We start from the raw sequence: 26,267 nt of genomic DNA, 5'->3' as shown, positions 1-26,267 counted from the left end.
TCGCCTGTATTAGAATAAGAAATAAAAACAAAAACTTGGGGGTTACCTATGCCCGATGGGGCCATGCACGTTCTTGACGTGAAGGGGCTAAAGACTGTGTTTCGCACCCGCGGGGGCGAAGTGCATGCTGTCAATTCGGTAAGCTTCCATTTGAAACGTGGTGAACTGTTGGGCGTTGTCGGGGAAAGTGGTTCTGGCAAGTCTGTCACCATGATGTCTTTGATCGGCTTGCTGCCCTCGCCCCCTGCCGAGATCCGCGAAGGTCAGGTGCTTTTGGGCGAACGGGATCTTTTGAAAATCTCGGCCGACGATCTGCGCGATGTCCGCGGTGCCAAGGTGGGCTTTGTGTTTCAAGACCCGATGACCAGCCTGAATCCGGTGTTCAACGTAGGCTTTCAGATCATGGAGCCGCTGCGCCGCCACATGGGGATGAGCAAACCGCAAGCCCGGGCGCGGGCGGTCGAGCTGTTGGAACTGGTGGGTATTCCCGACGCGGCAAACCGCCTGAACAACTATCCGCATCAGTTTTCCGGCGGCATGCGCCAGCGCGTGATGATCGCGATTGCGCTGGCCTGTGACCCCGATGTGCTGATTGCAGACGAGCCTACGACCGCGCTGGATGTCACCATTCAGGCGCAGATCCTGGAGTTGGTGAAAGAGCTGCGACAAAAGCTGGGCATGGCGATCATCTGGATCACTCATGATCTGGGCGTGATTGCCGCCATCGCGGATCGAGTGATGGTGATGTATGGCGGCCAGATTGTGGAACAGGCGCCGGTGAACGATCTGTTTGCCAACCCGCAGCACCCCTATACGCGCGCGCTTTTGAAAACCATTCCGTCTATGTCGGGTGCGCGTGAAGCGCGCTTGCAGGTGATCGAAGGCCAGCCGCCGATCATCACCGCAGCGCCGGTGGCCTGTTCGTTCCGCGCGCGCTGCGCCCATGCTTTTGCCCGCTGCGAGGCCGAAAACCCGCTGCGCCGCGCGGTAGCAGGCGGCGCGGTGGATCAAAACCATGATGTCGCCTGTCACTGGACTGCGGAGGCGCGTGATGCTTGATCAAACCGCGAAACCTTTGGTCGAAGTCAGCGATCTGAAGATGTATTTCCCGATCTATTCGGGCGTGCTGCGCCGCCATACCGGCGATGTCAAAGCGGTCGATGGCGTGTCGTTCAACATCCTTGAGGGCGAAACCTTGGGGCTGGTTGGCGAATCTGGCTGTGGAAAATCGACTGTGGGCCGCGCCTTGCTGCGGCTTTACGAGCCCACGGCGGGCTCGGTTGTGATCGGCGGCGAAGATATCGCCACGCTTGCGCCCGAGGCGTTGCGCAAGAAACGCCCAAGCATGCAGATGGTGTTTCAAGACCCGCAAGCCAGCTTGAACCCGCGCATGACAGTGGCGGGTATCATTTCGGAACCCTTGGTCGAACATACCGATTGGTCGGCAGATCGCCGGCTAGAACGGGTGTTGGAGCTGATGGATGCGGTGGGGCTGAACCGCCGCTTTGCCAACCGCTTTCCGCATGAGTTTTCCGGCGGTCAGCGCCAGCGCATCGGCATTGCCCGCGCGCTGGCCTTGAACCCGAAATTCATCGTCTGCGACGAACCGATTGCGGCGCTGGATGTCTCGATCCAAGCGCAGGTGGTCAATCTGCTGGAAGATCTGCAAGAGCGGCTGGGCCTGACCTATCTGTTCATCAGCCATGATCTGTCGATGGTGCGCCATATCGCCGACCGCGTGGCGGTGATGTATCTGGGCCGCATTGCCGAGCTGTCGCCGCGTGATGCGCTGTTTGCCAACCCGCTGCACCCCTATGCCGAGGCTTTGCTTTCGGCGGTCAATGAACCCGATCCCAACCGCGCGCGGCGCGAACGGATCATCCTGCAGGGCGATGTGCCCTCGCCCGCGAACCCGCCCAAGGGCTGCAACTTTTGCACCCGCTGCCCCAAGGCTTTCGCGCGCTGTCATCAGGAAAAACCCGAGCTTGTAGAGGTGCAGCCCGGCCGTCAGGTCGCCTGTTTCCTTTATGAAGAAAACACTGCTGTCGGATCAACCGCCAGTGTCGAGGCCACAGAGCTTAATCAACAAGGAGAGACAAAATGAAACTTAAGACAGCCCTTTTGGGTGCTGCCTGCGCTTTTGCCTTTGCGCCCGCAGCTTTTGCGGAACGCGGCAGTGATGGCACTGTAAACGTGCTTTACGCACAGGCGCCTTCGACGCTGAACCCCTACCTGTCCTCGGGCACCAAAGACGTTGAGAATGCCTCGATCATTCTGGAAGGCATGGCGGGCTTTGACGAAAAAGGCGTGGTCTTCCCGCGTTTGGCTGAAAGCGTACCAACGGTTGAAAACGGCGGCATCTCGGCCGATCTGACCAGCATCACCTGGAAGCTGAAGCCAGGCCTGTTGTGGTCGGATGGCACGCCAGTGACCTCGGCTGACGCGAAATTCACCTATGAATATTGCACCGCCCCCGATGGCGGCTGCGCACAGGCCTCGCGCTATGAAGGCATCACCTCGATCGACACCCCAGACGATCAGACCGTTGTCATCAACTTTGACGGCCCAAAACCAAACCCTTATCAGGCCTTCGTCGGCGGCACCTCGCCGATCCTGCAAAAGGCCCAGTTTGCCAATTGCATGGGCGCAGCTGCATCCACCTGCACCGAGCAGAACTTTAACCCCATCGGCACCGGCCCATTCCGCGTTGTTGAATTCAAAACCAATGACACTGTGACGCTGGAAGCCAACCCGAACTACCGCGACCCAGCCAAGCCCGCTTTTGCGAAAATGGTTGTCAAAGGCGGTGGCGATGCAGAATCAGCGGCGCGCGCTGTGATGCAGACCGGCGAATTCGACTATGCTTGGAACACCCAGATCAACCCCGAGCTGCAAGCTCAGATGGAGACCGGCGGCAAAGGCAAGTTCGTCAACGGCTTCGGCACGCTGGTCGAGCGGATTGAAATGAACATGACCGATCCTTCGCCAGATCTGGCAGAGGGCGAGCGTTCGACCACCAAGCATCCGCACCCAATCCTGTCGGATATCAACGTGCGTACGGCTTTGTCCAAAGCCATCGACCGCCAGATCCTTGTCGATATCGGCTATGGCAATGCCGGCCGTCCGACCTGTAATCTGGTGCCAGCGCCCGAGTTGTTTGCCTCTGACAACACCGGTTGCATTCCACATGACATGGAAGGCGCGAAAAAGCTGCTGGACGACGCAGGCTGGGTTCCAGGCGCTGATGGCGTGCGGGAAAAAGATGGCAAGAAGCTGCACATCCTTTACCAAACCTCGACCAACCCTGTGCGTCAGGACTTCCAGGCTTTGATCAAAGATTGGTGGACCGAGCTGGGTGTGGACGTCGAGCTTCGCAACATCGACGCTTCGGTGTTCTTTGGCGGCGATGCGGGCTCGCCCGATACCTTCCAGAAGTTCTATGCAGACGTCGAAATGTATGCCAACAACTTTGACGGCACCGATCCAGAGCCCTACCTGGCCAGCTATCTGTGCAATAAGATCCCAGGCCCAGACAACCAGTGGCAGGGTGAAAACATCAACCGCTTCTGCGATCCAGCCTATGACGCGCTGGTTGCTGAAATGGGCAAAACCTCGGATATGGCCAAGCGCTCCGAGCTTGCTAAAAAGATGAACGACATGCTGACCAAAGACAGCATGGTCATCGTGCCGCTGGTCGATCGTGGTCGTCTTTCGGCTGCCTCGAACGCGCTGGGTGGCGTGAACCTGAACACTTGGGACACCGAAATGTGGAACGTACAAGATTGGTTCCGCGTCAAGTGATCTAAAGCTTTGGGCGGGGGCCATCCCCCGCCCATCCTCCCCCCCCTGAAGTCTGCTTGCGAGAGGCGCCGCCATGCTCACCTTCACGCTTCGAAGATTGCTGCTTGCAATCCCGACGCTTCTCTTGATCAGCCTTGTGATCTTTTTTCTGGTCGATCTGGCACCGGGAAGCCCTGCCTCGGAAATTCCGCTGACGGTGCCTGCCGAAGTGCGGATGAAAATCCTTGAAGCGATGGGCGTCAACGAACCGGTCTATGTCCGCTATGGGCTTTGGCTGAAACAGTTTTTTTATGTCGAGCCTTTGACCGGCATTGATGCAATCTTTGGCAGCAATTACGCCGAAGGCATGCAGCGGATCATCAGCTATCAAACCCGCTCGCCGGTGTTTGACATCATCGTGCAGCGCCTGCCGCAGACGCTGATCGTGATTGGCACTGCCTATCTGGTGGGCATCTTGATCGCGGTTCCGATTGGCATTTATTCGGCCTATCGGCAGTATTCGATCTTTGATCAGCTTGGCACCTTGCTGGCGATGATCGGGTTTTCGGTGCCGACCTTCTTTTCGGGCACGCTGCTGATTATTCTGTTTGCCGTCGGTCTGGGCTGGTTTCCAACCAAATATGACACCACCTTGACCGTCACCGATTGGGACACCTTCTGGCAACAAGTGCGGCAGATGACGCTGCCGGTGATGACCTTGGGGCTGGCCAATGCGGCCTCGATCAGCCGCTATATGCGTTCGTCTATGCTTGAAAACATGGGCCAGGACTATGTGCGCACCGCGCGTGCCAAAGGCATGTCAGAGCGTACGGTGGTGCTGAAACATGTGCTGCGCAATTCGATGATACCCGTGGTCACGGTGATCGCCCTTGGCATCCCCTCGATCTTTGGCGGCGCGATTATCACCGAGAATATGTTCGGGGTCTCGGGCATTGGCTCGGCGCTGATCGGGGCGATTCATGCCAATGATTTGCCGATGGTGCAGACGCTTGCCTTTATCTTCGCGATCCTGATCGTGCTTTTCAACCTGATCGCCGACGTGCTTTACGGCCTTCTCGACCCGAGGATCCGCTATGACTGACGCCACCACAGCGATTGAAAAACCCGCCAGCCAAATGCGGGCGATTTGGCAGCAATTTCGCACCCATAAGGGCGCTTTGTTTGGGCTGATTGTGCTGGGCACGCTGATTTTGGCCGTGGTTTTGGGGCCGTTTTTGTGGGTGCCTGAAAAGATGTCGGTGGCCAAGGCGATCATGCTGAAAAACCAAGGTCCGTCGTGGCGGTTCCCATTGGGCACCGATCAGCTGGGCCGCGATATGCTGGCGCGGATGCTGGACGCGGGCAAAGTCTCTTTGGCGGTGGGCTTTGTGGCGATGATGATCGCGATTTTTGTCGGCACCACCATCGGCATTTTGGCGGGCTATTTCAAACGGCTGGACGGGCCCTTGATGCGGCTGACCGATATGTTTCTGGCCTTGCCGCTGATTCCGCTTTTGCTGGTGATGGTGATGCTGTTTCGCGACCGCATCGCGGGGCTTGTCGGGCCAGAAATGGGGGCGTTTTTGCTGATCGTCTTTGCGATTGGGGTCACCTCTTGGATGCAGGCGGCGCGGATTGTGCGCGGCGAGGTATTGGCGCTGAAAGAGCGTGAATATGTGCTGGCCGCGCGGTCAATTGGAGCGATTCCGCGCCGGATCATTCTGCGCCATATCCTGCCCAATGTGGTCTCGCCGGTGATGGTGGCGGCGACTTTGGGGGTGGCCGAGGCGATCATCACCGAATCTGTGCTGTCTTTCCTTGGCCTTGGCTTTCCGCCCGATTTTCCGACCTGGGGGCGGCTTTTGTATGATGGGCTGTCTTATATGCAGATCTATCCCGAACGCGTGATCTGGCCGGGTGTGGCGATTTCGCTGACGGTTTTGTCGGTGAACTATATCGGTGACGGCCTGCGCGATGCGCTGGATCCGCGCATTCGCGGCAGGTAAAGCTTGCGCCACGCTTTGAAACTGCGCAAAAGCCCTCTGAGTTTCAGAGGGCTTTTTGCATGCATCTGCTATTGATCCACACCGGCGGCACCATTGGCATGGCGCAAACCGAGATCGGCTTTGCCCCGCGCGCAGGCGTGCTTGAGGCCGCCTTGGCAAAGCTTGCCCCAACCGCCCAGATCACTCTGCTGCCGCTTGCGCCGCTGATCGACAGCGCCAATGCCACCCCCGCCGATTGGAACCGCATCGCCGCAGCAATCGAGGCAGGCCACGCGCGCTATGACGGCTTTGTCGTCACCCATGGCACCGACACGCTGGCCTTTACCGCCGCAGCGCTTTGCTTTGCGCTGGCGGGTCTGCGCCGTCCGGTGATTTTAACGGGGTCAATGCTGCCGCTGACGCTGGCGGGCAGTGATGGCGCCGCGAACCTGTCAGATGCCATTGCGGCTGCGCAAACCGCGCCTGCGGGCGTCTGGGTGCAATTTGCCGGGCGTTTGCTGCATGGCGCGCGGCTGCGCAAGGCGCATTCCTCGGCCCCAGCGGCCTTTACCGCCAGCCCAACAGCTTCCCCGCCTTGGCAGGCGGCTGATGATGTGCACCGCACCGCCTATCAGCCCAGCAAGCTTGCGATCCTGACCATGGCACCGGGTCAGTCGCCCGAGCTGATCGCCCATGCCCTGAGCCACTGCGACGGCGTTGTGCTGCGGGTGTTTGGCGCAGGCACCCTGCCCGAGACGCCCGAGATAGCGGCAGCCCTACGCAGCGCCAAACAGCGCGGCACGCGGATGATTGCGGTCAGCCAAAGCCCTGAGGGCGGGGTCAGTCTGGGCACCTATGCGGCGGGCAATTTGATGGTGGAATGCGGCGTGATCGACGGCGGCGATATGACGCCCGAGGCGGCTTATACCAAGCTTGCGCATGTCCTAAGCCTGCCAGAGCCGCAGCGCGACGCAGCCCTAGCCCGCGTGATCTGCGGCGAGGTCAGCGCATCTCGCGCTTGATCCGCCGCAGCGCCAGCCAAACCCCCAGCACGACCAAAGGTGTCAGCACCGCCGTGGCCATGCCCTTGCTGATATGCAGCGCCTCGGTCACCGGATAGGCGGCATAGGCCGCAAGCGAGACCGCGTAATAGCTGATCGCCACCACCGACAGACCTTCGACGGTATGTTGCAACCGCAGCGCAAGATCGGCGCGTTTGTCCATGCTTTCTAACAGCTTTTGGTTCTGCGCCGAGCGTTCAACATCCACCCTTGTGCGCAACAATTCAGCCGCCCGCGTGGCGCGTTCTGCCATCGAGACCAGACGCGCCTCGGCCGATTTCACCGTGCGCATCGCTGGATCATAGCGCCGCATCATGAACTCGCCAAAGCTTTGCCGCCCAGCCACGCGCTCTTCGCGCAGGGCTGCAATGCGTTGATTGACGATGGCCTCGTAAGCCCCCGTCGCGCCAAAGCGGAAGGAATGCTGCACTGCCAGACTTTCCAATTCTGCCGAAATCCGCAGCAACTCATGCAGGTTTTCCTCGGCAGGCCGCGCGTTGCTGTCCAAGCCCGAGACCAGCTCTGACAGTTGCGGGTCCAGCGCGTTCAGCTTGCCCGTCAGCCCGCGCGCCCGCATCAGCCCCAGCATCGACATGGCGCGATAGGTTTCCACCTCGCACAGCCGCTGCACGATCCGCCCGATCCGCCGCGCGCCGGTGTCGGGTTTGACAAAGACCGCAAAGCGCATATGGCCCGCCGGATCAATCCTGAAATCGCCCGCAATCACCGCAGCCCCATCCACCACCCGCGCCACCGCAAGGCTTTCGGCGACGAACCATTGGTCAAGCTTGGCCAGCAAAGCGGCCTCATCGCCCAGAACCTCGACCCGCACCAAGACCGAAGCCAAGCGCACGCCGGGGGCTTCGGCCAGCCAATCCTCGGGAAAGACCTCCATCTCGTCGGGGTCAAAGGGGCGTGCGGGCAGGCCTTCGCTAAAGGCGGAATAGGTCACAAATTCGGTGTGGCTTTCCCATTTCAGCTCGGCCCGCCCGATGGTGCCGGAAAAATGCGTGGCATTGGGCTGCGGGTGCGAAGAACCGTTGCGATCCAGCAGCGCCAGCACATGCGCCATATCCTCGGCCCGATTGCGGTTTTGCGCCTCTTGCGGCTGTTTCACCGCGACATAGGCCGCCACGCAGGGCGCGCGCAGGGCCGGAAACGGGCGCGCGTGCAATTCATTGACAAGCGCATAGCGCAACGGGTGGTCGTCGATCTGGGTCATGGCTCGCCTTGTTCTTTGCGCCAGAAAGCCTCGCCACTGCGGCAAAGGCCAGAAAATTCACAGAATACAGCCGTATGCACCAAAAGTGTTGCCGCAATGCAAAGGCCCCACCTTGCGGCGGGGCCTTTGATGTCACCTGCGCAAGGGCGCGCGCGCCTTAGTCGATCAGCGGCAACAAAGCGTCGAGCGACTTTTTCGCATCGCCATAGAACATCCGGGTGTTCTCTTTGTAGAACAGCGGGTTCTCGATGCCCGAATAGCCGGTGCCCTGCCCGCGCTTGCTGACAAAGACCTGTTTCGCCTTCCAGCATTCCAGCACTGGCATGCCAGCGATCGGGCTGTTGGGGTCTTCTTGGGCAGCGGGGTTCACGATGTCGTTCGAGCCGATCACGATGGCCACATCGGTGGTGGGGAAATCTTCGTTGATCTCGTCCATTTCCATCACGATGTCATAGGGCACCTTGGCCTCGGCCAAAAGCACGTTCATATGGCCGGGCAAACGGCCTGCCACAGGGTGGATCGCAAAGCGCACGGTTTTGCCGCGCGCGCGCAGCTTGCGGGTCAGTTCGGAGACCGCTTGCTGGGCCTGCGCCACCGCCATGCCATAGCCCGGAATGATGATGATGCTATCGGCATCATTCAGCGCCGCGGCGACACCTTCGGTGTCAATCGCCACCTGCTCGCCTTCGATCGCCATCGCAGGGCCGGTGGTGCCGCCAAAGCCGCCCAAGATCACCGAGATGAACGAGCGGTTCATCGCCTTACACATGATGTAAGACAAGATCGCCCCCGATGAGCCCACCAGCGCGCCGGTCACGATCAAAAGATCATTGCCCAGCGTAAAGCCAATCGCCGCCGCCGCCCAGCCGGAATAGCTGTTCAGCATCGACACAACCACCGGCATATCGGCACCGCCAATGCCCATGATCAGGTGATAGCCGATGAAAAACGCCAAAAGCGTCATCAGCATCAGCGACCAAATGCCCGCACCGTTGAAATAAAGCACCAGCAAGATCAACGATCCCACAGCCGCGCCCGCGTTCAGGAAATGCCCGCCCGGCAGCTTTTTGGCATTGCCAGAAACCTTGCCGGCCAATTTGCCAAAGGCCACGATTGATCCGGTAAAGGTCACAGCGCCGATAAACACGCCCAAGAACACTTCGACATGCAAAATCGCCTGCTCGACCGCGTCTTTATGCGCCAATTTGGCGGCAAAGCCGATCAGCCCCGCCTTGGCGCCCTGATCCATCGCCAGCACGCGGCTAAGTTCGATATCAGCGTTATAGCCGATCAGAACCGCCGCCAGACCCACAAACGAATGCAGCGCTGCCACCAGTTGCGGCATCTCGGTCATCTGCACCCGCATCGCGACGATCCAGCCCAAAACCGAGCCCACCGCAACCATCAGCGCAATCACCCAAACATGGGCAACATCGGCCGAAAACACCGTGGCAAACACCGCCAAAGCCATGCCCGCGATGCCATACCACACCGCGCGCTTGGCGCTTTCTTGCCCCGACAGCCCGCCAAGGCTGAGGATAAACAACACAGCCGCAGCAATATAGGCAGCCTGTACAATTCCAATGCTCATGTGCCTATCTCCTTACGACTTCTGGAACATGGCGAGCATCCGGCGCGTAACCAGAAAGCCCCCCACAATATTGATCGTCGCGATCAGCACCGAAATGGCGGCCAAAACCACCACCAGCCAGCTGCCGGACCCGATTTGCAGCAGTGCGCCAAGAATGACGATGCCCGAAATCGCATTGGTCACCGCCATCAAAGGCGTGTGCAAGGAATGCGACACATTCCAGATCACCGAGAAACCGATAAAGCAGGCCAGCACAAAGACGATAAAATGCGACATGAATTCGGTGGGCGCAAAGGCTCCGACAAGGGCAAGCAACAAAGCCGCCCCCACCAGCAGACCGACTTGCGATCTGGTCTGCGCCTTGAAGGCCGCCGTCTCTGCCGCGCGCTTTTCTTCCGCCGTCAGCTCTTTGACCTTTTCCTTTGGCTTTTGCACCGCAATCGCTGCGATTTTCGGCGGTGGTGGCGGATAAGTAATCTCGCCGCCCTTGGCCACGGTCGCGCCACGAATGACGTCGTCTTCCATATTGTGATCAATCACACCGTCTTTTTTCGGGGTAAGATCGGTCAGCATATGCCTGATATTTGTGGAATAAAGCGTCGAGGCCTGTGCAGCCATCCGGCTTGGGAAATCGGTATAGCCGATCACCGTCACGCCGTTGTCCGAGACAACCTTCTCGTCCATCACCGTCAGATCGCAGTTGCCGCCACGCTCGGCAGCAAGGTCGATGATCACCGAACCCGGCTTCATCATCTCGACCATATCCTTGGTCCAAAGCTTGGGCGCAGGCCGTCCGGGGATCAGCGCCGTGGTGATGACGATGTCCATCTCGGGGGCCAGTTCGCGGAACTTGGCCAGCTGTTTGGCTTGGAACGCAGGGGTCGAGGGGGCTGCATAGCCGCCCGTCGCTGCCCCATCGGGCAGTTCGCTGGCGTCAAACTCCAGATAGACGAATTGCGCGCCCATCGATTCGATCTGCTCGGCCACTTCGGGGCGCACGTCAAAGGCATAGGTGATCGCACCAAGGCTGGTTGCAGTGCCAATCGCGGCCAAACCGGCCACGCCAGCGCCCACGATCAAGACCTTGGCCGGCGGTACTTTGCCCGCAGCCGTCACCTGCCCGGTGAAAAAGCGGCCAAAGTTGTTGCCAGCCTCGATCACCGCGCGGTAGCCCGCGATATTGGCCATCGACGACAGCGCATCCATCTTTTGCGCGCGGCTGATGCGCGGCACCATATCCATGGCGACAACGGTCGCCCCCTGCGCCTTGACCAGCTCCAGCAGCTCGGGGTTCTGTGCCGGCCAAAAGAACGAGATCAGGGTCTGCCCGGATTTCAACGCCTTGGCTTCGGCCATCTCGGGGCCGCGCACTTTGACGATGACATCGGCAGCCGCCATCACCGCCTTGGCGGTCTTTAGAACTTCGACCCCAGCGGCGGCATAAAGCGCGTCTGAAAAGCCAGCCTTGGCCCCCGCACCGGCCTGAATGCAGCAGCTATGCCCCAGCTTGACCAGCTGAAGCGCCGAATCTGGTGTCATCGCAACGCGACTTTCGCCCGCAAACACCTCTGTTATAGCACCAATCTTCACAGTCTCTCCCCCATTTTAGCCTCAGGGCGGGCCAGCCCCGCGAAACAATAATGTTGCAGAAGTAGCAGCAGCGCCCCAAAGTGCAACGCCAGATGCAGCATTGGCGCAAGATTTACGGCAAAATCCGACAGCTTTGCCGCTAAATACGCCAAATCCAGCGCGGCACCCGCGCCGACCAGGCCGCAAAAGCAGGCCCAAAGCCCGCGCGCAGCCGCGCCTCCTCGTCCAAAATATAGCGCCGCGTGATCCAAACCATAAAGCCGGCCACCACAGGCAGTGCGGCCCAAGCGCCCCAAAAGCAGGCAGCCCCCAGCAAAACCAAAGCATCGCCCAGATAGATCGGATTGCGGCTGATGCTGAAAACACCGCCCGTCACCAAGGCCGATGGGTCGCGGCGCGGAATAAAACTGGTGCGCGCAACCAGCATCTGCGCCACCGCCACCGCCATCGCGGCAAGGCCCAAAGCGATCAGGCAAAGCCCCAAGCCCTGCTGCGGCCAAACCGATGTTGCCTGCGCAATCGCCCAAATCGCACCCAAGGCAAACACCAACCACAGCGGCGGAATATCAATCTGTTTCAGCATCAAAGCCTCCCTTTGCGCCATCAAGCCCCAGCCCGCGCGCCAAAGCCAGCGCGAAGTCACTTCCAGCTTGAACATTTGCCCCCCAAGCCCGATGATCGGCGGGAAATCACGCCAAAGGCTATCATGACCGATTTTTCCGCCACCAAAGCCCTGTTCACCCTGCCCGAGGGCATGATCTATCTTGACGGCAACTCGCTGGGCCCGCTGCCGCGCGCCACCGCCGCACGGGTGGCGCAGACGGTGACGGAAGAATGGGGCAAAATGCTGATCACCGGCTGGAACAAGGCCGGCTGGATGGACAAACCGATGCATGTGGGCGACCGCATCGCACGGCTGATCGGCGCCGAAGCGGGCCATGTGGTGATGGGCGACACGCTCTCGATCAAGGTCTACCAAGCCTTGGCAGCCTGTCTTGATCTGAACCCAAAGCGGCGGGTGATCCTGTCAGACACCGGCAACTTCCCCTCAGATCTCTATATGGCCGAGGGCCTGTGCCGCACGCTTGGCCAAGGCTACGAGCTGAAAACCGTAGCCCCCGAAGCGGTGCTGGACGCGATCGACGAGACCGTGGCCGTCACCATGATCACCGAAGTCGATTATCGCACGGGGCGGCGGCACAATATGGCCGAGATCACCGCCCGCGCCCATGCCCATGGTGCGCTGACGATCTGGGATCTGGCGCATTCCGCAGGGGCGTTCCAAGTCGAGCTTGCTGCCTGTAACGCCGATTTTGCGGTCGGGTGCAGCTACAAATACCTTAACTCTGGCCCCGGCGGCCCTGCCTTTATCTATGTCGCCCCCCGCCACGCCGATCACGCCATCCCAGCCCTTTCAGGCTGGCAAGGCCACGCCGCCCCCTTTGCCTTTGATCTCGACTACCGCCCCGCAACCGGCGCTGAACGCCTGCGCGTCGGCACACCGCCCATCCTGCAATTGGCCGCCCTCGAAGCCTCGCTCGATATCTGGGACCGCGTCGATATGCAGGCCCTGCGCGCCACCTCGCTGGCCCTGACCGACCGCTATATCGCAGGCATCGAGGCAAGCTGCCCCAGCTTGATCCTTGCCACCCCCCGCGATCACGCGATGCGCGGCAGTCAAGTCTCTTTCCGCCACCCCGAAGGCTATGCCATCATGCAAGCCATGATCGCCCGCGGCGTCATCGGCGATTTCCGCGCGCCCGACATCATTCGCTGCGGCTTCACCCCACTGTTCATCGACGAAACCGACGTCGACCGCGCCGTCGCCATCATCGCCGATATCATGCAAAATTCGCTCTGGGACCGCCCAGACTACAAAACCCGCGCGAAAGTCACCTGATGCAGGCGGCTTTCATCTTGGCTCAAATATCCCCGCCGGAGGCTCCGAGATCAGCCGCGGATGCCTCCGGCGGGGATATTTTGACCAAGATGAAAGCCCTGCCAGCGCTCTGCCGGCCCGCAGGTTGGATCGCGCTTTGGCGCAAGATTGGAAATTTATCGGTGTTGAACAGGCAGCGCTAGGCCGTGCGATTGCCTTGATATTTCACACCGGAGACCAGAATGCCCCCCTATAATCCTGCCAAAGATGGTGCGCAGATGTCGTTTGATGGACGCATGTCTTATGGCGACTATTTGCAAATCGACAAGATCCTTGATGCCCAGCAGCAATTGACACCGGCGCATGACGAGATGTTATTTATCATTCAGCACCAGACCTCCGAGCTTTGGATGAAATTGGTGTTGCATGAATTGGCCGCCGCGCGCTGCGCGATTGCGGCGGGGCGGGTGCCGCAGGCTTTCAAGATGCTGTCGCGAATCTCGCGGATTTTTGAGCAATTGAATTCGGCTTGGGATGTGTTGCGCAGCATGACGCCCGCTGATTACACCAGCTTTCGCGATGGTCTGGGGCAATCATCAGGGTTTCAGTCGCATCAATATCGCCTTATCGAGTTCAGTCTGGGCAATCGCAATCTGGCGATGCTGAAGCCGCATGCGCATCGCACCGAGATCACCGCGCTGTTGCAGGCCGAGCTAGCGCGGCCCAGTCTTTATGACGAGGCCTTGCGGCATCTGGCGCGGATGGGGCTTGCGATCCCAGAAGAGGTGTTGGGGCGTGATTTGTCGCAGGCTTGGGTCAAGAATGAGGCTGTGCAAGAGGTTTGGACCCAGGTGTACAAAGACCCCACCACCTATTGGCAGGCCTATGAGCTGGCTGAAAAGCTGGTGGATCTGGAGGATTACTTTCGGCGCTGGCGGTTTAACCATGTCACCACGGTCGAGCGGGTGATCGGGTTGAAGCGCGGCACGGGCGGCACCTCGGGGGTCGGTTATTTGCGGCGCATGTTGGAGGTGGAACTGTTCCCAGAACTTTGGCACCTGCGCACGGTTTTGTGATCTTCACCGTTTTGTAAATAAGGTGCTTTGACCTCTTGCGCGGGCTCGGATAGTTTGGGGCAAGGATAATCTGGGCAGTCCAAGGCGGCTGGCTTTTTGTATAGGCTGTTTGATGCGCTTTTTGACTTCTGCGACCCATCTTGGACTGCTGATATTGGCACTTTCCGGCTGCGTGAGCCAGCCTCAGGCGGCGTTGGTGTCGCCTGAGGCAGCCGCGGCGGCTTTGACGCAAGCGAATGCGGCACATTATGCCGCACGCGCTGATGGCAGCTTTAGCGTGCCAACCGTTCCGGTGGAAAAGGTGCCCAGCGCCTATCAAAAGCAGGATGTCGATTTCGCCAGTGCCGAGCCAGTGGGCTCGATCATCATCAACCCGGCCGAGCGGCATTTGTATCTGATCACCGCCCCCGGCAAGGCCACGCAATATGGCATCTCTGTCGGCAAGGCGGGGTTTGAATGGGCGGGGGTTGCCAATATCACCAATCGTAAGACATGGCCCACATGGACACCGCCGAAAGAGATGATAACGCGCAAGCCCGAGCTTGAGCAGTGGAAAGACGGGCAGCCCGGCGGCCCCACCAATCCTTTGGGCGCACGAGCGCTTTACCTGACCACCAATGGCATTGATTACGGCTACCGCATTCATGGCACGCCGGATTGGTGGTCGATTGGTAAGAATGCCTCTTCGGGCTGCATTCGAATGATCAACCAAGACGTGATGGAGCTTTATGAGCGGGTGCAGGACGGCGCCAAGGTTGTGGTGCTGAATGCCGATGGATCCTATCCCGCCAAGCTGAAGCTGCCGCCAAAGCCTGTGGTCAAGGCCGAGCCTGTGTTAGAGCCGGTGGTTGAAACGGTTGTCGCCGCTTCGATCATCGTGCCAAAGCCCAGCGTGATGCCTGCGCCTGTGATCACCACGGGCAGTGTTGCGCCAGTTGTGGCGGCACCCGTCAGCACGGACAGTGTTGCGGCACCCGTCGTCTGCACGCAGGCTTTGGTGAATGGGGTTTGTCCCGCCAATTGATCGGCGGTGCCTGAGACACAAAGGGCGGGCGCTTTGCCCGCCTTTTTAATATGTAAACGGCTAAGGCCTTAGGCCGCCGCGTGCCAAGCCCGCAGCGCATCGCCAAAACCTGTGAACAGCGCCTTAGACACCGGGTCTTGCGCGGCGTTCCATTCGGGGTGCCATTGCACCGACAGGGTAAATCCGGGCGCATCCTTGATATAGATCGCCTCGGGGGTGCCATCTGGGGCAAAGCCGTCGATCACCACCCGCGCGCCTGCGCGGGCAATGCCTTGGCCGTGCAGCGTGTTGGTCATCACCGCAGGCGCCCCCATCAGCCGGTGGAACACCCCGCCTTGGGTAAAGCTGACCAGATGGCGCAGCGCAAAGATTTCCTCGGGCGTGCCATCGGGGGGCATGCGGTGGTTCATCCGGCCGGGAAGATCGCGGATCTCGGGGTGAAGGGTGCCGCCCATCGCCACATTGACCTCTTGAAAGCCGCGGCAGATCCCCATGATCGGCTGGCCCCTCTCGACACAAGCCCGCACCAGCGCCAAGGCGACACCATCGCGGCCACGGTCAAAGCTGCCATGCGCGGGGGTTTCTTCTTCGCCATATTCGCTGGGATGCACATTCGGCCGCCCGCCGGTGAACAAAAACCCATCACAAGCCGCCATCAGATCGGGCAGATCGGCCAAGGCGGGATCGGTCGGCACGATCAGCGGCAAACAGCCCGCCACCTCGGCAATCGCCTGCGAATTGGTCTGGCCTGCGCCATGCACCAGATAGCGATCATTGATCAGATGCGAGTTGCCGATGATCCCCACCACGGGGCGACGGGTCTGTGCGCGCATATCCGGCCTGCCATTCTTTATTTTCTAAAACAATAGCAGTCCGATGGCGAAGATGAAGGGGCAAAGCAGGAAAACCAGCCTTTGTCGTGGCAAAAGCCTGAATTTCTGGCAGATCAGGGGGGCAGCGCCTGCGCCGCTCGCGCAAAGATGTCGCAAACGAACGCGCCGAAAGCAAGCGCGCTGCCTAAAACAGGGCAAACCAGCGAAAGCCCGCCATGACCGCAAGCGCCAACCGCCCGACCGACCACAGCTTTGTGCCGCGCCCGCTGTTTGGCGTGGGCTTTATGCTGGCCGCGATGGCAGCCCTGCCCTTTATCGACGTCTTTGCCAAGATCTTGGGCGAGGAGGGCGTGCCGATCTTGCAGATCGTCTGGGCGCGCCTAAGCTTTGGTGCTTTGGTGACGCTGCCGCTGGCACTGCAGAAGGTGGGGGTGGCAGGCTTGCTGCCGCGTCGCCCGCTTTATCATGGCTTGCGCGCGGGGTTTCTGGCGCTGGCGACCTTTAGCTTTTTCTCGGCCCTGACCTATCTGCCGATTGCCGATGCTTTGGCGATCTTTTTCATCCAGCCGCTGATTGTTACCGTGCTATCGGCCTTTGTGCTGAAGGAACGGGTCGGGCCGCGCCGCTGGGCTGCGGTGGCGATTGGCTTTGTGGGCACGCTGATCATCATCCGCCCGGGCTTTGTCGAGCTGAACCCCGGCAGTCTGCTGGCCTTGGCCGCAGGCGGTTTTCTGGCGATTTACTTTGTGATGACGCGGGCGATTTCGGGCCAAGCGCCTGCCATTGTCACCACCTTTCAGACCAATATCGTCGGGGCAACCCTGCTGTCGCTGGTGGTGCCGCTGATCTGGCTGCCGCCCACGCCTGCGCAATGGGCGATATTTCTGGCACTGGGGGCGGTGGCGAACTTTGGCCATTTTCTGGTGGTGCGCGCCTATGACTATGCCGAAGCCTCGCTGCTGGCGCCATTGGCCTATACCGAGATGATCATGGCCACGCTTGTCGGCTGGTATTTCTTTGGCGATTTCCCCGATGGCTGGACCTTTGTCGGGGTCGCCGTGCTGATCGGCTGCGCGCTTTATATCTCGATCCGAGAGCGCGCAGCCAAAACCGCTTAGGCGCCAGCGCCTGCCGCCACCACGCCCGCCGCCGCCGCAAGCGCGCCGCCGCCATGCGGGATATCCAGCGCGATCATCCCCGCCTCCATCACCGCCAAAGCGCCCAAAGTCATATGCGCGTTGACATGGCCCATATGGCCCACCCGCAAAAAGCCGTGATAGGCCGGATCACTTGGCGGTGCCATGCCAAGGCCAATGCCCAAGGTCACCCCCGCCTTATGCTCGCACCAATCGCGCAGGCGAGTGGCGTGGGGCGCACCCAGCCGGGCCGCCGTCACCGCCCGCGCCCGATCGCGCGGATTGGCGACGTTCAAGCCAATCGCGGCGTTGCCCGCCGACCAGCAGTCAAAAGCCGCCCAAACCGCGCGCGCCAAACAATCATGGCGCGCCCAGACGTTTTCCAAGCCCTCTTCTTTGATCATGTCCAAAGCCTCGCGCAGGCCAAACAGATGATGCGTCGGCGCGGTGCCATCCCAAAGCTGCCAGAACTCGCCCCCCTGCACCCGTGGCGCCCAATCCCAATAGGGCGTGCGCAGATCAGCGGTCTTGCCCACCGCCCGCGCCTTCTCGGAAAACCAGACAAAGCCCATGCCGGGCGGCGTCATCAGCCCCTTTTGGCTGGCCGCCACCGTGACATCAACGCCCCAAGCATCCATGCGGTATTCATCGCAGCCAAGGCTCGCGATGCAATCCACCGCCAAGAGGGCCGGATGCCCCGCCGCATCCATCGCCGCACGCAAAGCCGCAATATCGGTGCGAATGGTCGAGGCGGTATCGACATGCGTCATCAACACCGCCTTGATCTTGCCCGCAGCATCGGCGCGCAAGGCCGCCTCGACACGGTCCATATCCACCGGCGTCGCCTTGCCAAAGTCAATGACCTCGACCTCGATCCCCATCGCGCGCGCCGATTGCGCCCAGCTTAGGCCAAACTGCCCCACTGCCAGCACCAAAGCCTTGTCGCCGCGCGAAAACAGATTGGCATTGGCCGCTTCCCAAACCGCATGGCCATTGCCGATATAGCCCGCCACCGAAGCCGTGGTGGTGCCCGCCACCGCCTTCAGATCCGGCCAAAGCGAGTCAACCAGATCATGCAAGCCGCCCTCGTAGATATTTGGCGCCGCGCGATGCATCGCCGCCAGCACACGATCGGGCATCACCGAAGGCCCCGGAATGGCAAGATAGTGGCGACCATTGGCAAGTGACATGACAGGCTCCCTAAGATTTCCCCCAATGGCTAGCGCTCGGCTTGGGCTTCGTCAATCCACCCTGCCCCGCTTGCTCTTCTGCGCCCTAAAGGCTAGCCTAAGCCCAGCGATAAGGACCGATGCGATGACAGGCGAAACCGCAACCGACCGCAGCCTCTATACCCTCACCGGCGCAGACAGGCTTGGCTTTTTGCAAGGCATGGTCAGCAATGATGTGCTGGCCTTGGGCAAGGCCGACGGCATTCGTTGGGCGGCGCTTTTGACGCCACAAGGCAAATATCTGGCCGATTTCTTTCTGATCGCGATGGGCGATGCGCTGCTGCTGGATATCAAGACCAGCATCGCCGAGGCCACCACCCGCCGCCTAAGCATGTACCGGCTGCGCGCCGATGTGCAGATCAGCCCCAGCCCGCTCTGCGTCACCCGCGGCCTTGGCCCCGCCCCAAAGGGCAGCTTTGCCGACCCGCGCCACCCGGCCTTGGGCTGGCGCAGCTACGGCGCAGCCGGCACGCCGCCGCACATAGATTGGGACGCAATCCGCGTCGCGCACTGCATCCCCGAAACCGGCATCGAGCTGATCCCCGACGACAGCTACCTGCTCGAATCCGGTTTTGAACGCCTCAACGGCGTCGATTTCCGCAAAGGCTGCTATGTCGGCCAAGAGGTCACCGCGCGGATGAAACATAAGACCGAGCTGAAAAAGGGCCTGACCACCGTCACCATCACCGGCAGCGCCCCCTCAGGCACGCAAATCATGGCAGGCGACAAGGCCGCAGGCCGGCTTTTCACCCAATCTGGCAACCAGGCCATCGCCTATCTGCGCTTTGATCGCACAGAAAACCTCACCGCCGAGACCGCCCAGATCAGCCTTTCATCTGTCTGAAAATATCCTCGGGGGGAGGCCTTGGCCAAAGGCCAAGGCTGTGGGGGGCAGACAGCCCCCCGCCCCGCCCGCCTCAGGCCAGGCTTGCGTAATCGCGCGCAACCTGCTGCCAAACCTCTTCGCAGCTCGCCAGCAGTAAAACACCGCGCCGCCGCGTGATGTCATAGACGCCGCCATCCAGAAACCGCGCCACGCCACCCGCGGCTTGCACGATCACCACCGCCGCCGCATGGTCCCAAGGGTGCGGCTCGGGACCGCTCAGCACGAAATCGACATGCCCCTGCGCCAGCATGCGGTATTCATGGCACGAACACATCATCGAGCTGATCCGCCGATACCCCAGCCCCGCCAGCGCTGCAGCGCGCTTGGCCTCGGCCTCAAACAGCACCAAGGGCACATAGCCCTGCATCCGCGACGGGTCGCGCTCGGCCGAGGTTTGCAAGACCCGCACCTGCCCCGCCGCGGTGACAAAACGCGCAGGCCCGCCCGCCCGCGCCTCGATCCAATCATCGCGCAGCGGATCATAAAGCAGGCCGTAGTCCAGCCGCCCCGCCTCTGCCACCACGGCAATCACCCCAAACAGCGCCAGCCCTTTGCTGAAATTCCAGGTGCCATCGACCGGATCGACCACCACCAGCCAGCCGCTTTGGCCAAAGCTGTCGCGCAAGGCAGGATCTGCCGCAACACTTTCCTCGCCGATCACCCGTGCTTCACGCCACGCGCGCGCCAAGATCTCGCGGATCATCGCTTCGGCCTCGACATCTGCGATGGTGACCAGATCGTCAAAGGCCGCCTTGGCCGTTACCTCGGCACTTGCCAATTGGCCAAAGCGCGGCAAGATCTTGGCCCGCGCCGCCGCCCGCACTGCCGCCAAAACCTGGCTTGGATATGCCATCGCCACCCCCAAATGAAAAAGACCGCCCGAAGGCGGCCTTTCAACAGGGCGAAACCTTGCGAGATTATGCCCGCTCGGAATATTCCATAAGTTCGGTGTGAACAATGATCTCTTCATCGACGCCGATAAAGGGCGGGATCATGATGCGCACGCCATTGTCCAAAATCGCAGGCTTAAAGCTGTTCGCTGCGGTCTGGCCTTTTTGCACAGGCTCGGTCTCGACGATCTTGCATTTGACCTTTTGCGGCAGGCTGACGTTCAAAGGCTCTTCGCCGTAATAGTTCACGGTGGCCATCATGCCGTCTTGCAAGAAGGGGCGACGATCGCCCAAAAGCTCGGCGTCGATCTCGACCTGCTCGTAGGTTTCGGCATCCATGAACACCAGACGCCCGTCGGTTTCATAAAGGAACTGCTGGTCTTTGTTTTCCAACTCGACCCGCTCGACCTTGTCTTCCGAGCGGAAGCGCTCGTTCAACTTGCGGCCATCGCGCAGGTTCTTCAGCTCAACCTGAGCGAAAGCCCCACCTTTTCCGGGCTTTACATGGTTGACTTTGACGGCAGCCCAAAGGCCTGCGTCATGTTCAACAATCATTCCCGGCTTAATTTCGTTTCCGTTGATCTTCGGCATTTGTGGCAAAACCTTGTCAAAAGGTTGAAGAAGTTAAGTCGCACCCTATATATCGGGTCCGGCTTGCTCGCAAGCCAACTAAATGCAGTAAGCCAGATCGGCAGCTATGCGCCTAGTGCATGGCCGCTATTCGAAAGACAGTCGCCCGAATCGTTACCAAAGCGTTACAAGCGCCGAACGAACGGAAAGACAAGACCAAGAAATAAGGACTTTGCCATGTTTGATTCGATTGACAGCTCGGCCTACAACTTCGAGCAGGGCCAGCGCGCGCGCAAGCTTTTTGCCGCCGTGGTTTTGGCTGCGCTTGACGATGCAATCGCTGACGACAAGAAATATGGCAATGGCCCAGACCAGATCGCCCGTTGGGCGCGCTCGCGCGATGGCCGCGAGGTTTTGTCTTGTGCAGGCATTGATCCCAACGAGCGCGTGGTCAAAGGTCTGATGGAATTCGTGTCCAAAGGCGTGCGCACCTCGGTGGCGCTGTCGCGCGAAGAAAGCGAGCGTCGTCACGCGCTCGAGCTGGAACACGCAGAAGCGGCATAAGCCAAAGCTTTCGCGGACAGAAAAAAGCGCCCCTTGGGGCGCTTTTGTTTTGGCAAAAACCGCTGAAGGCTGGTCTTAGCCCAGATCCTGCGTCGCAAGCCCACGCGCAATCTCGGCGCGGACCATTTTCCGAATGTTGCGGGTGATGCGCTCGCCCATGCTGCCAGCAAGCTCTTCGCGCAGAATGTCGCGGACCAGATCGCGCAACACCTCTTCGTTGAACAACAGCTCCTCGTCCGCCTCGGAGGACTGCGCAGAGGGCGGTTCAGCCTGCCAGTTTTGCGCAGGATCGCTTGGATCAGAGGCAAGGCTGGCAATCACACTGGCCTCGGCGGCATCCACCCATTCGGCATCGCTTTGCGCAGAGGCAGCGGGCGGCGGCAGATCGTCGGCAATTTCGTCGCGGTCAAAGCCCACCTGCGCCCAAACGGGAACCGCTTCGGCCTCTTGCTCGGGGGTCATCATCGCACCATCAAACATCGGCGCTTCGCTGACGTCTTGCTCGAAATCCCCCAGCGCTTCGGTCTCGGAAGCGGGTGCCAAAGTGGCAAACACTTTCTCCATCTCGGCAGGCTCGATCCGCTCTTCTGCTTCGGGATCGGCTTCGAAATCAACGATTTCCACCGTACGCGGATAGCGGACTTGCGGGCGCGGCGGGGAAGCTTCGGCGGTTTCAACCACCCGCAGCGCCGGAGTCAGGATCAGTTTGTCATTCGCCTCGATCGCAGGGCTTGCCACGGGGTCCGGCGTTGCTGTGCGAGTCATCGGCCGCAAATCCTCTGACACCAGCCGGCGGATCGAGGACAGCACATCCTCAATATCATTCGAACTTTGTGGCTCAGACATCAGCGGCCTCGGTGTTGCAGGTCAATTGGTTAAGACAGTCTAGCGGCGTTGCTGGCGCAAGACAAGGAATAGCCAGTCCACCGCCGATGTAAGCCGCCGCGAAAGCCAGTGGCCTTATAGAAAAGGCCCCCGCACCGGCGTGCGAGGGCCCAAAAGCACGCAAACTGCGGCTTATTTTTGGATTTTGCTCAGGATGCGATCCAGACGCTTGCCCTGCGACGAGGTTGCAGGCGCTTTCTTGACGGCATTGTAATAGGCCTCGGGGTCAAAGCTGGCGATGCCAAGGTTCAAATGCTGTGCCGTCAGCTGGCCTGTTGCGGCCAAAAGCTGATAGACACCCACATAGCGGCTGGCCTCGGATTGCAGCTTGCCGGCACGGGCATTCAACAGATTTTGCTCGGCGTTCAGCACATCCAAAGTGGTGCGCGCGCCCAGTTTGGCCTCTTCGCGCACGCCATCAAAAGCCTTTTGCGCTGCGGTCACTTGCAAGCTGCCGGCTTGGATCGAGGCATTGGCAACCGACAGGTTCGACCAAGCATTGCCCAGCGTTTCAGAGACCACAACCACGGTCTGATGGGTGCCAGCGGCGGCTGCGTCTTGCTGCGCCAGCGATTGGCGGTACATCGCCGAAAGTTCGCCGCCGTGATAGATCGGCTGGCTGAACGACAAGCCGACCGAGGTATTGCCCAAACCGGTATCGGTTTCGGTCGCGCTTGCACTGGCCGAAAGCGTGGGCAGCATAGCCCCTTTTGCAATCTGCACGCGCAGGTCAGCAATCTTGGCCTGATGCTGCGCCGCGATCACATTTGGATGGCTGCGCACTGCGATAGCGCGGGCCTCATCTTCTGATGCGGGCAAAGCAGGGGTCTTGGGCAGAGCCTTCAAATCGGCGGGATAATGGCCAGTGGTGGCCTTATACCGTTCGCGCGCAACTTCCAGATTGCCTTGAGCTGCGGCCAGCCCAGAACGCGCAGCGGCAAGAGCTGCTTCGGCCAAGGAGACATCTGTCAGCGTGACCTCACCAACCTCAAAGCGGTCTTTCGCGGCCTGAAGCTCTTGGCTGATCAGCCGCATGTTCGATTGGCGCAGGCCAACAATCTCGCCTTGCAGACGCACATCGACATAGGCTGCAACCGCGGCCAACAGCACCTGCTGCTCGACGTTGATCAGGCTGGCGCGAGTGGCAAGCACTGCCTCTTTGGCGACAGCGCCGCCCAATTTGCTGCGCCCACCGGCATAAAGCACCACGGTCGCCGTCAAGGCCGCCGAAGCGCTGTTGCTTTCATAAAACGACGTAGGCAGGCTGGTGCCCAGGCCCGTGGCGTTGTCATATTTGGTCCAAGATCCGCGGGTGGTGAAATCCACCACCGGACGCAGTTTTGCCACCGCAATTGCCGCGTCTTCATCGGCTGCGCGCAAGACCGCTTGGTTTTGCTCCAGCAGATGCGAAGATTTATAGGCCGAGATCAGCGCATCGGCCAAGGTCTCTGCTTGCGCCGAAGGCGCTGCTACCATCGCCGTTGTGACCGCAAAGGCTGCCAAAAACGTCCGCATATCGACCTCTTTCTGTCTTCTCAACGGCGGGCTGCGCCGCCGCTATTCCGCATTACAGCGCGAAAGCCTCGACCTTCGCAAACTCTTCTAATACCGGAGCCGAGGCGTTGAACGCAAAGCGCCAATTGACGCGGCCTTCGGACTTGTGCCCAATCTTCACCACGCCCAAGGCGCCCTGCATGAAAATCGCACCAATCCGACCGCCTTCGGCCAATTGCGCCAGCAAAGACTCTGGCACCTCTTGCACACCACCTTCGATAAGGATGACGTCAAACAGGCCCGCAGGCACGCTTGTCTGCACCGCCGCATTGGCAATCCCTTGGGCTGCCAAAATCTGCGACGCGGCGGCTGCCATCTCGGCCAGAGGCTCTACGCCCACCACCGATTTCGCCATCCGTGCGATCACAGCCGAAGAATAGCCCAGACCGACCGCAAGATCCAAAACGCTGTCACTTGGCAAAACATCCAAAGCATCCAACATCTTAGCCAAGGTGCGCGCCTCTAGCTGCACCCGTCCACCCAGATCAAGATTGCCGCCCATATAGGCTGCCTCTTGCAAGGCTTCAGGCACATAGGCTTCGCGCGGGATGGCAAGCATGGCTTCGATGATCGGGAACTTCGTCACATCCGATGGCCGCACCTGCGTATCGACCATCATCACCCGACGGGCAGAGAAATCGCTCATATCTGAACTCATCCGTATCATTATGTTGGATTTGTCTTGCCACATCTGTGCAGGCAGAGCAACGGCCCATTGCAGCCATTTGCCCACAGGCGAGGCGCGAATTGTCTCAGATGCAATATTATGCGGGTTTGGAAACCAAAGCTTAAGCATTGCGCCACAAAGTCATCGCACCCCTTAAGCCGGAGAATCCGATGCCCCATGCCCGCCCCCTGCCCGCCTATCCGCTGCCGCCCAATCCAGCGGACGAACTTGCCGAAACGCGTGCCGAAATTGCAAGGCTGCGCCAGCGCGAGGCTGCCTTGCGCCAAACCATTCTGGAAGATCCCGAGCTGAACGGCCTTGGCCGCTGGCACCGCGTCGAGGTCGAGGAGCATCGCGAGCTGATCCTCGACATCGGACGGCTCCCAGAACATATTTTGCAAGACCGCAGTTTCTGGTGCGAAAAACTGGTGCGCACCCTGCGCTGCCTGCCCGCTGTCAGCTTTAGCAGCCGCCGCCCCGGATGGCCGATGCAGCGCGCAAGCGGTAAGCATCTGCATTAGGGCCGCGCAACTTCTGCCTTGTAAAGCCCGCCCAGCGGTGCAGAGTGTCGCAACCCCGCCCCTAGCCGCAAAGCGCCGATGTCAGACACATATTTTCTTTATCACTCCATCGGCCTTTACCCCGAAAAGACCGCAGATCTGACCACGGCCATGGCGCAATTTGCGCAAAGCTGGGGGCGGCCTGATGATGGCCAATGGGGCTATGCGCTGGACAAACGCGCGCAGTTTGTGGCGCGTTGGCGCGCGATATTGAACGCGGGCGAAGGCACTGTGACCACGGCCGAAAACGTCACTTCGGCGTTTCACAGCTTGCTTGCGGCCCTGCCCGCCCAAGCGCTTGCCGGTCGGCGCGTCTTGGTGGGGGCGGATTGTTTTCCCTCAAACCATTTCCTTTTGGCGGGGATGGCTCAAAAATACGGCTTTACCCTGCACACCGTGCCGCTGCGCCAAGGCGCTGCTTTTGTCGAGGATGAAGACTTTCTTGCGGCCTGGACGCCCGAGGTGGGCCTTGCGCTGCTGACATGGGTGTCTTCGACGTCAAGCCACCGCATTGATCTTGATGCGATGGTCGCGCATGGCCGCAGCATGGGCTCGCTGATCGGCTGCGACATAACTCAGGCCGCCGGGCTGATCCCCTATGATGTAACAGCACCCGCGGTGGATTTCGCGATCTCGACCTCGCTGAAATGGATGTGCGGCACCCCCGGCGCGGGTGTGCTTTATGTGGCCCCGGCTTTGATTGCCACGGCCCAGCCCGAGCCGCGCGGCTGGTTCAGCCAAGACAACCCGTTTTCTTGGGATATCAATGCCTTTGCCTATGCCCCCGACATTCGCCGCTTTGACAATGGCACGCCGGGCACCATCGCAGCCCTTGCCTCACTGCCAGCGCTGGATTGGCACGCGCGCCAAGATCACGCAGCGCTTTTGGCCCATAACCGCCGCCTGACCGCAAGGCTGATCGCGGCCGCGGACGAGATGCATTTGCCGCTGATCACCCCGCGCGCCGAGGCAAAACGCGGCGGCTCTGTGATGCTGCGCCTGCCCGAGACCCTGCCCGCCGCCCAGATCGTCACCCAGCTGCGCGGCCTTGGCATCAGCACCGACGCGCGCGGCCAAACCCTGCGGCTCTCGCCCGGCATCATGACCACGCTTGCGGGCACCGAGACCCTGATCACCGCCCTGCAAAACCTGCAAATGCGCGCCTAGCCCAAGGGCTAAAGCGCCGCGATCAGCGCCGAAATCTCGGCCACCGCCGTGTCGATCACATCGCGCCGCCCGCGCGATTCGACGTTCAGCCGCAGCAAAGGCTCGGTGTTCGAAGCGC

General features: G+C 60.5%; 25 protein-coding genes. 14 read left to right on the top strand and 11 right to left on the bottom strand.

Annotated elements, in window-relative coordinates:
- Nucleotides 1–48: 48 nt before the first annotated feature.
- From V7Q10_RS03825 to V7Q10_RS03800, 6 genes are all read left to right on the top strand, one after another.
- A complete protein-coding gene (locus V7Q10_RS03825) occupies nt 49–1,059 on the top strand; it encodes an ABC transporter ATP-binding protein (protein WP_333867719.1) in 1,011 nt (336 codons plus the stop codon).
- On the top strand, nt 1,052–2,104 hold the full coding sequence (locus tag V7Q10_RS03820) for an ABC transporter ATP-binding protein (RefSeq protein ID WP_333867718.1): 1,053 nt from the start codon (nt 1,052–1,054) through the stop codon (nt 2,102–2,104). Before V7Q10_RS03825 ends, V7Q10_RS03820 begins: the two co-directional genes overlap by 8 nt.
- Nucleotides 2,101–3,801, top strand: a complete 1,701-nt coding sequence (locus V7Q10_RS03815) for a peptide ABC transporter substrate-binding protein (RefSeq protein ID WP_333867717.1) — start codon at nt 2,101–2,103, stop codon at nt 3,799–3,801. The genes V7Q10_RS03820 and V7Q10_RS03815 overlap by 4 nt, the downstream gene beginning before the upstream one ends.
- 73 nt (nt 3,802–3,874) lie before the next feature.
- Nucleotides 3,875–4,882, top strand: coding sequence for an ABC transporter permease (locus tag V7Q10_RS03810; RefSeq protein WP_333867716.1), 1,008 nt, complete (start codon nt 3,875–3,877; stop codon nt 4,880–4,882).
- Nucleotides 4,875–5,786, top strand: coding sequence for an ABC transporter permease (locus tag V7Q10_RS03805; RefSeq protein WP_333867715.1), 912 nt, complete (start codon nt 4,875–4,877; stop codon nt 5,784–5,786). The genes V7Q10_RS03810 and V7Q10_RS03805 overlap by 8 nt, the downstream gene beginning before the upstream one ends.
- Before the next feature lie 59 nt (nt 5,787–5,845).
- Nucleotides 5,846–6,787 (top strand): asparaginase, encoded by a 942-nt coding sequence (locus V7Q10_RS03800; protein WP_333867714.1) that lies wholly within the window; start codon nt 5,846–5,848, stop codon nt 6,785–6,787.
- Here V7Q10_RS03800 and V7Q10_RS03795 read toward each other — a convergent pair.
- The 4 genes from V7Q10_RS03795 to V7Q10_RS03780 form a co-directional block, all read right to left on the bottom strand.
- Nucleotides 6,768–8,048 carry a DUF3422 family protein gene (locus V7Q10_RS03795; protein ID WP_333867713.1) on the bottom strand — a complete coding sequence of 427 codons (1,281 nt, stop codon included), beginning with the start codon at nt 8,046–8,048 and terminating at the stop codon, nt 6,768–6,770. The genes V7Q10_RS03800 and V7Q10_RS03795 overlap by 20 nt on opposite strands.
- 157 nt (nt 8,049–8,205) lie before the next feature.
- Complete coding sequence (locus V7Q10_RS03790) at nt 8,206–9,639, bottom strand: NAD(P)(+) transhydrogenase (Re/Si-specific) subunit beta (RefSeq protein ID WP_333867712.1); 1,434 nt, start codon at nt 9,637–9,639, stop codon at nt 8,206–8,208.
- A 12-nt stretch (nt 9,640–9,651) separates the two neighbouring features.
- A complete protein-coding gene (locus V7Q10_RS03785) occupies nt 9,652–11,229 on the bottom strand; it encodes a Re/Si-specific NAD(P)(+) transhydrogenase subunit alpha (RefSeq protein ID WP_333867711.1) in 1,578 nt (525 codons plus the stop codon).
- Nucleotides 11,230–11,368: 139 nt separating this feature from the next.
- Nucleotides 11,369–11,887 carry a methyltransferase family protein gene (locus V7Q10_RS03780; protein WP_333867710.1) on the bottom strand — a complete coding sequence of 173 codons (519 nt, stop codon included), beginning with the start codon at nt 11,885–11,887 and terminating at the stop codon, nt 11,369–11,371.
- 48 nt (nt 11,888–11,935) lie between these two features.
- On the opposite strand from V7Q10_RS03780, the gene kynU reads away from it, so the two are divergent.
- From kynU to V7Q10_RS03765, 3 genes are all read left to right on the top strand, one after another.
- The gene (kynU, locus tag V7Q10_RS03775) at nt 11,936–13,129 is read left to right on the top strand and encodes a kynureninase (protein ID WP_333867709.1); all 1,194 of its coding nucleotides are present in this window, start codon (nt 11,936–11,938) and stop codon (nt 13,127–13,129) included.
- 221 nt (nt 13,130–13,350) lie between these two features.
- On the top strand, nt 13,351–14,184 hold the full coding sequence (kynA, locus tag V7Q10_RS03770; protein ID WP_333867708.1) for a tryptophan 2,3-dioxygenase: 834 nt from the start codon (nt 13,351–13,353) through the stop codon (nt 14,182–14,184).
- Between the two features lie 196 nt (nt 14,185–14,380).
- A complete protein-coding gene (locus tag V7Q10_RS03765) occupies nt 14,381–15,208 on the top strand; it encodes a L,D-transpeptidase (RefSeq protein ID WP_333867707.1) in 828 nt (275 codons plus the stop codon).
- A 68-nt stretch (nt 15,209–15,276) separates the two neighbouring features.
- Here the strand turns inward: V7Q10_RS03765 and V7Q10_RS03760 are convergent, their stop codons facing one another.
- Nucleotides 15,277–16,041, bottom strand: coding sequence for a gamma-glutamyl-gamma-aminobutyrate hydrolase family protein (locus V7Q10_RS03760; protein WP_333867706.1), 765 nt, complete (start codon nt 16,039–16,041; stop codon nt 15,277–15,279).
- 215 nt (nt 16,042–16,256) lie between these two features.
- On the opposite strand from V7Q10_RS03760, the gene V7Q10_RS03755 reads away from it, so the two are divergent.
- Nucleotides 16,257–17,159, top strand: coding sequence for a DMT family transporter (locus V7Q10_RS03755; protein WP_333867705.1), 903 nt, complete (start codon nt 16,257–16,259; stop codon nt 17,157–17,159).
- On the opposite strand, the gene V7Q10_RS03750 is transcribed toward V7Q10_RS03755, so the two are convergent.
- The gene (locus tag V7Q10_RS03750) at nt 17,156–18,367 is read right to left on the bottom strand and encodes a pyridoxal-phosphate-dependent aminotransferase family protein (protein WP_333867704.1); all 1,212 of its coding nucleotides are present in this window, start codon (nt 18,365–18,367) and stop codon (nt 17,156–17,158) included. The genes V7Q10_RS03755 and V7Q10_RS03750 overlap by 4 nt on opposite strands.
- Nucleotides 18,368–18,491: 124 nt before the next feature.
- Between V7Q10_RS03750 and ygfZ the strand changes: the two genes are divergently transcribed.
- A complete protein-coding gene (gene ygfZ / locus V7Q10_RS03745) occupies nt 18,492–19,250 on the top strand; it encodes a CAF17-like 4Fe-4S cluster assembly/insertion protein YgfZ (protein ID WP_333867703.1) in 759 nt (252 codons plus the stop codon).
- 73 nt (nt 19,251–19,323) lie between these two features.
- Here the strand turns inward: ygfZ and V7Q10_RS03740 are convergent, their stop codons facing one another.
- Together V7Q10_RS03740 and efp are read right to left on the bottom strand one after the other, a co-directional pair.
- A complete protein-coding gene (locus V7Q10_RS03740; protein WP_333867702.1) occupies nt 19,324–20,145 on the bottom strand; it encodes an inositol monophosphatase family protein in 822 nt (273 codons plus the stop codon).
- A 64-nt stretch (nt 20,146–20,209) separates the two neighbouring features.
- The gene (efp, locus tag V7Q10_RS03735; RefSeq protein WP_333867701.1) at nt 20,210–20,773 is read right to left on the bottom strand and encodes an elongation factor P; all 564 of its coding nucleotides are present in this window, start codon (nt 20,771–20,773) and stop codon (nt 20,210–20,212) included.
- A gap of 216 nt (nt 20,774–20,989) precedes the next feature.
- Between efp and V7Q10_RS03730 the strand changes: the two genes are divergently transcribed.
- Nucleotides 20,990–21,316 carry a DUF6280 family protein gene (locus tag V7Q10_RS03730; protein WP_333867700.1) on the top strand — a complete coding sequence of 109 codons (327 nt, stop codon included), beginning with the start codon at nt 20,990–20,992 and terminating at the stop codon, nt 21,314–21,316.
- 75 nt (nt 21,317–21,391) lie between these two features.
- Here V7Q10_RS03730 and V7Q10_RS03725 read toward each other — a convergent pair whose 3' ends face one another.
- From V7Q10_RS03725 to V7Q10_RS03715, 3 genes are all read right to left on the bottom strand, one after another.
- A complete protein-coding gene (locus tag V7Q10_RS03725) occupies nt 21,392–22,162 on the bottom strand; it encodes a hypothetical protein (RefSeq protein ID WP_333867699.1) in 771 nt (256 codons plus the stop codon).
- A 171-nt stretch (nt 22,163–22,333) separates the two neighbouring features.
- A complete protein-coding gene (locus V7Q10_RS03720; protein WP_333867698.1) occupies nt 22,334–23,716 on the bottom strand; it encodes a TolC family outer membrane protein in 1,383 nt (460 codons plus the stop codon).
- Between the two features lie 52 nt (nt 23,717–23,768).
- Nucleotides 23,769–24,401 carry a protein-L-isoaspartate O-methyltransferase family protein gene (locus tag V7Q10_RS03715; RefSeq protein ID WP_333867697.1) on the bottom strand — a complete coding sequence of 211 codons (633 nt, stop codon included), beginning with the start codon at nt 24,399–24,401 and terminating at the stop codon, nt 23,769–23,771.
- A gap of 191 nt (nt 24,402–24,592) precedes the next feature.
- Here V7Q10_RS03715 and V7Q10_RS03710 point away from each other — a divergent pair, with 191 nt between their 5' ends.
- Together V7Q10_RS03710 and V7Q10_RS03705 are read left to right on the top strand one after the other, a co-directional pair.
- Complete coding sequence (locus V7Q10_RS03710; protein ID WP_333867696.1) at nt 24,593–24,943, top strand: hypothetical protein; 351 nt, start codon at nt 24,593–24,595, stop codon at nt 24,941–24,943.
- Nucleotides 24,944–25,021: 78 nt separating this feature from the next.
- Entirely contained in the window at nt 25,022–26,149 is a 1,128-nt protein-coding gene (locus V7Q10_RS03705; protein WP_333867695.1) for an aminotransferase class V-fold PLP-dependent enzyme, read from the top strand.
- The last annotated feature ends 118 nt before the right edge of the window (nt 26,150–26,267 follow it).

The sequence above is a fragment of the Cypionkella sp. genome (genome assembly GCF_036782355.1).
In the GTDB taxonomy this organism is placed as follows: domain Bacteria; phylum Pseudomonadota; class Alphaproteobacteria; order Rhodobacterales; family Rhodobacteraceae; genus Cypionkella.
Note: the sequence above shows the minus strand (reverse complement) of the source record. Positions and strands in the feature narration are given on the sequence as shown.

Excerpts from the sequence above, each read along its gene's own strand:
- V7Q10_RS03800 (WP_333867714.1), top strand. The coding sequence starts at position 5,846 with ATGCATCTGCTATTGATCCACACCGGCGGCACCATTGGCATGGCGCAA.
- V7Q10_RS03715 (WP_333867697.1), bottom strand. The coding sequence starts at position 24,401 with ATGAGCGATTTCTCTGCCCGTCGGGTGATGATGGTCGATACGCAGGTG.
- V7Q10_RS03820 (WP_333867718.1), top strand. The coding sequence starts at position 1,052 with ATGCTTGATCAAACCGCGAAACCTTTGGTCGAAGTCAGCGATCTGAAG.
- V7Q10_RS03730 (WP_333867700.1), top strand. The coding sequence starts at position 20,990 with ATGTTTGATTCGATTGACAGCTCGGCCTACAACTTCGAGCAGGGCCAG.
- V7Q10_RS03755 (WP_333867705.1), top strand. The coding sequence starts at position 16,257 with ATGACCGCAAGCGCCAACCGCCCGACCGACCACAGCTTTGTGCCGCGC.
- V7Q10_RS03825 (WP_333867719.1), top strand. The coding sequence starts at position 49 with ATGCCCGATGGGGCCATGCACGTTCTTGACGTGAAGGGGCTAAAGACT.
- V7Q10_RS03805 (WP_333867715.1), top strand. The coding sequence starts at position 4,875 with ATGACTGACGCCACCACAGCGATTGAAAAACCCGCCAGCCAAATGCGG.
- V7Q10_RS03815 (WP_333867717.1), top strand. The coding sequence starts at position 2,101 with ATGAAACTTAAGACAGCCCTTTTGGGTGCTGCCTGCGCTTTTGCCTTT.
- efp (WP_333867701.1), bottom strand. The coding sequence starts at position 20,773 with ATGCCGAAGATCAACGGAAACGAAATTAAGCCGGGAATGATTGTTGAA.
- V7Q10_RS03750 (WP_333867704.1), bottom strand. The coding sequence starts at position 18,367 with ATGTCACTTGCCAATGGTCGCCACTATCTTGCCATTCCGGGGCCTTCG.
- V7Q10_RS03795 (WP_333867713.1), bottom strand. The coding sequence starts at position 8,048 with ATGACCCAGATCGACGACCACCCGTTGCGCTATGCGCTTGTCAATGAA.
- V7Q10_RS03780 (WP_333867710.1), bottom strand. The coding sequence starts at position 11,887 with ATGTTCAAGCTGGAAGTGACTTCGCGCTGGCTTTGGCGCGCGGGCTGG.
- V7Q10_RS03725 (WP_333867699.1), bottom strand. The coding sequence starts at position 22,162 with ATGTCTGAGCCACAAAGTTCGAATGATATTGAGGATGTGCTGTCCTCG.
- V7Q10_RS03790 (WP_333867712.1), bottom strand. The coding sequence starts at position 9,639 with ATGAGCATTGGAATTGTACAGGCTGCCTATATTGCTGCGGCTGTGTTG.
- V7Q10_RS03810 (WP_333867716.1), top strand. The coding sequence starts at position 3,875 with ATGCTCACCTTCACGCTTCGAAGATTGCTGCTTGCAATCCCGACGCTT.
- V7Q10_RS03705 (WP_333867695.1), top strand. The coding sequence starts at position 25,022 with ATGTCAGACACATATTTTCTTTATCACTCCATCGGCCTTTACCCCGAA.
- kynU (WP_333867709.1), top strand. The coding sequence starts at position 11,936 with ATGACCGATTTTTCCGCCACCAAAGCCCTGTTCACCCTGCCCGAGGGC.
- V7Q10_RS03710 (WP_333867696.1), top strand. The coding sequence starts at position 24,593 with ATGCCCCATGCCCGCCCCCTGCCCGCCTATCCGCTGCCGCCCAATCCA.
- ygfZ (WP_333867703.1), top strand. The coding sequence starts at position 18,492 with ATGACAGGCGAAACCGCAACCGACCGCAGCCTCTATACCCTCACCGGC.
- V7Q10_RS03760 (WP_333867706.1), bottom strand. The coding sequence starts at position 16,041 with ATGCGCGCACAGACCCGTCGCCCCGTGGTGGGGATCATCGGCAACTCG.
- V7Q10_RS03720 (WP_333867698.1), bottom strand. The coding sequence starts at position 23,716 with ATGCGGACGTTTTTGGCAGCCTTTGCGGTCACAACGGCGATGGTAGCA.
- V7Q10_RS03740 (WP_333867702.1), bottom strand. The coding sequence starts at position 20,145 with ATGGCATATCCAAGCCAGGTTTTGGCGGCAGTGCGGGCGGCGGCGCGG.
- kynA (WP_333867708.1), top strand. The coding sequence starts at position 13,351 with ATGCCCCCCTATAATCCTGCCAAAGATGGTGCGCAGATGTCGTTTGAT.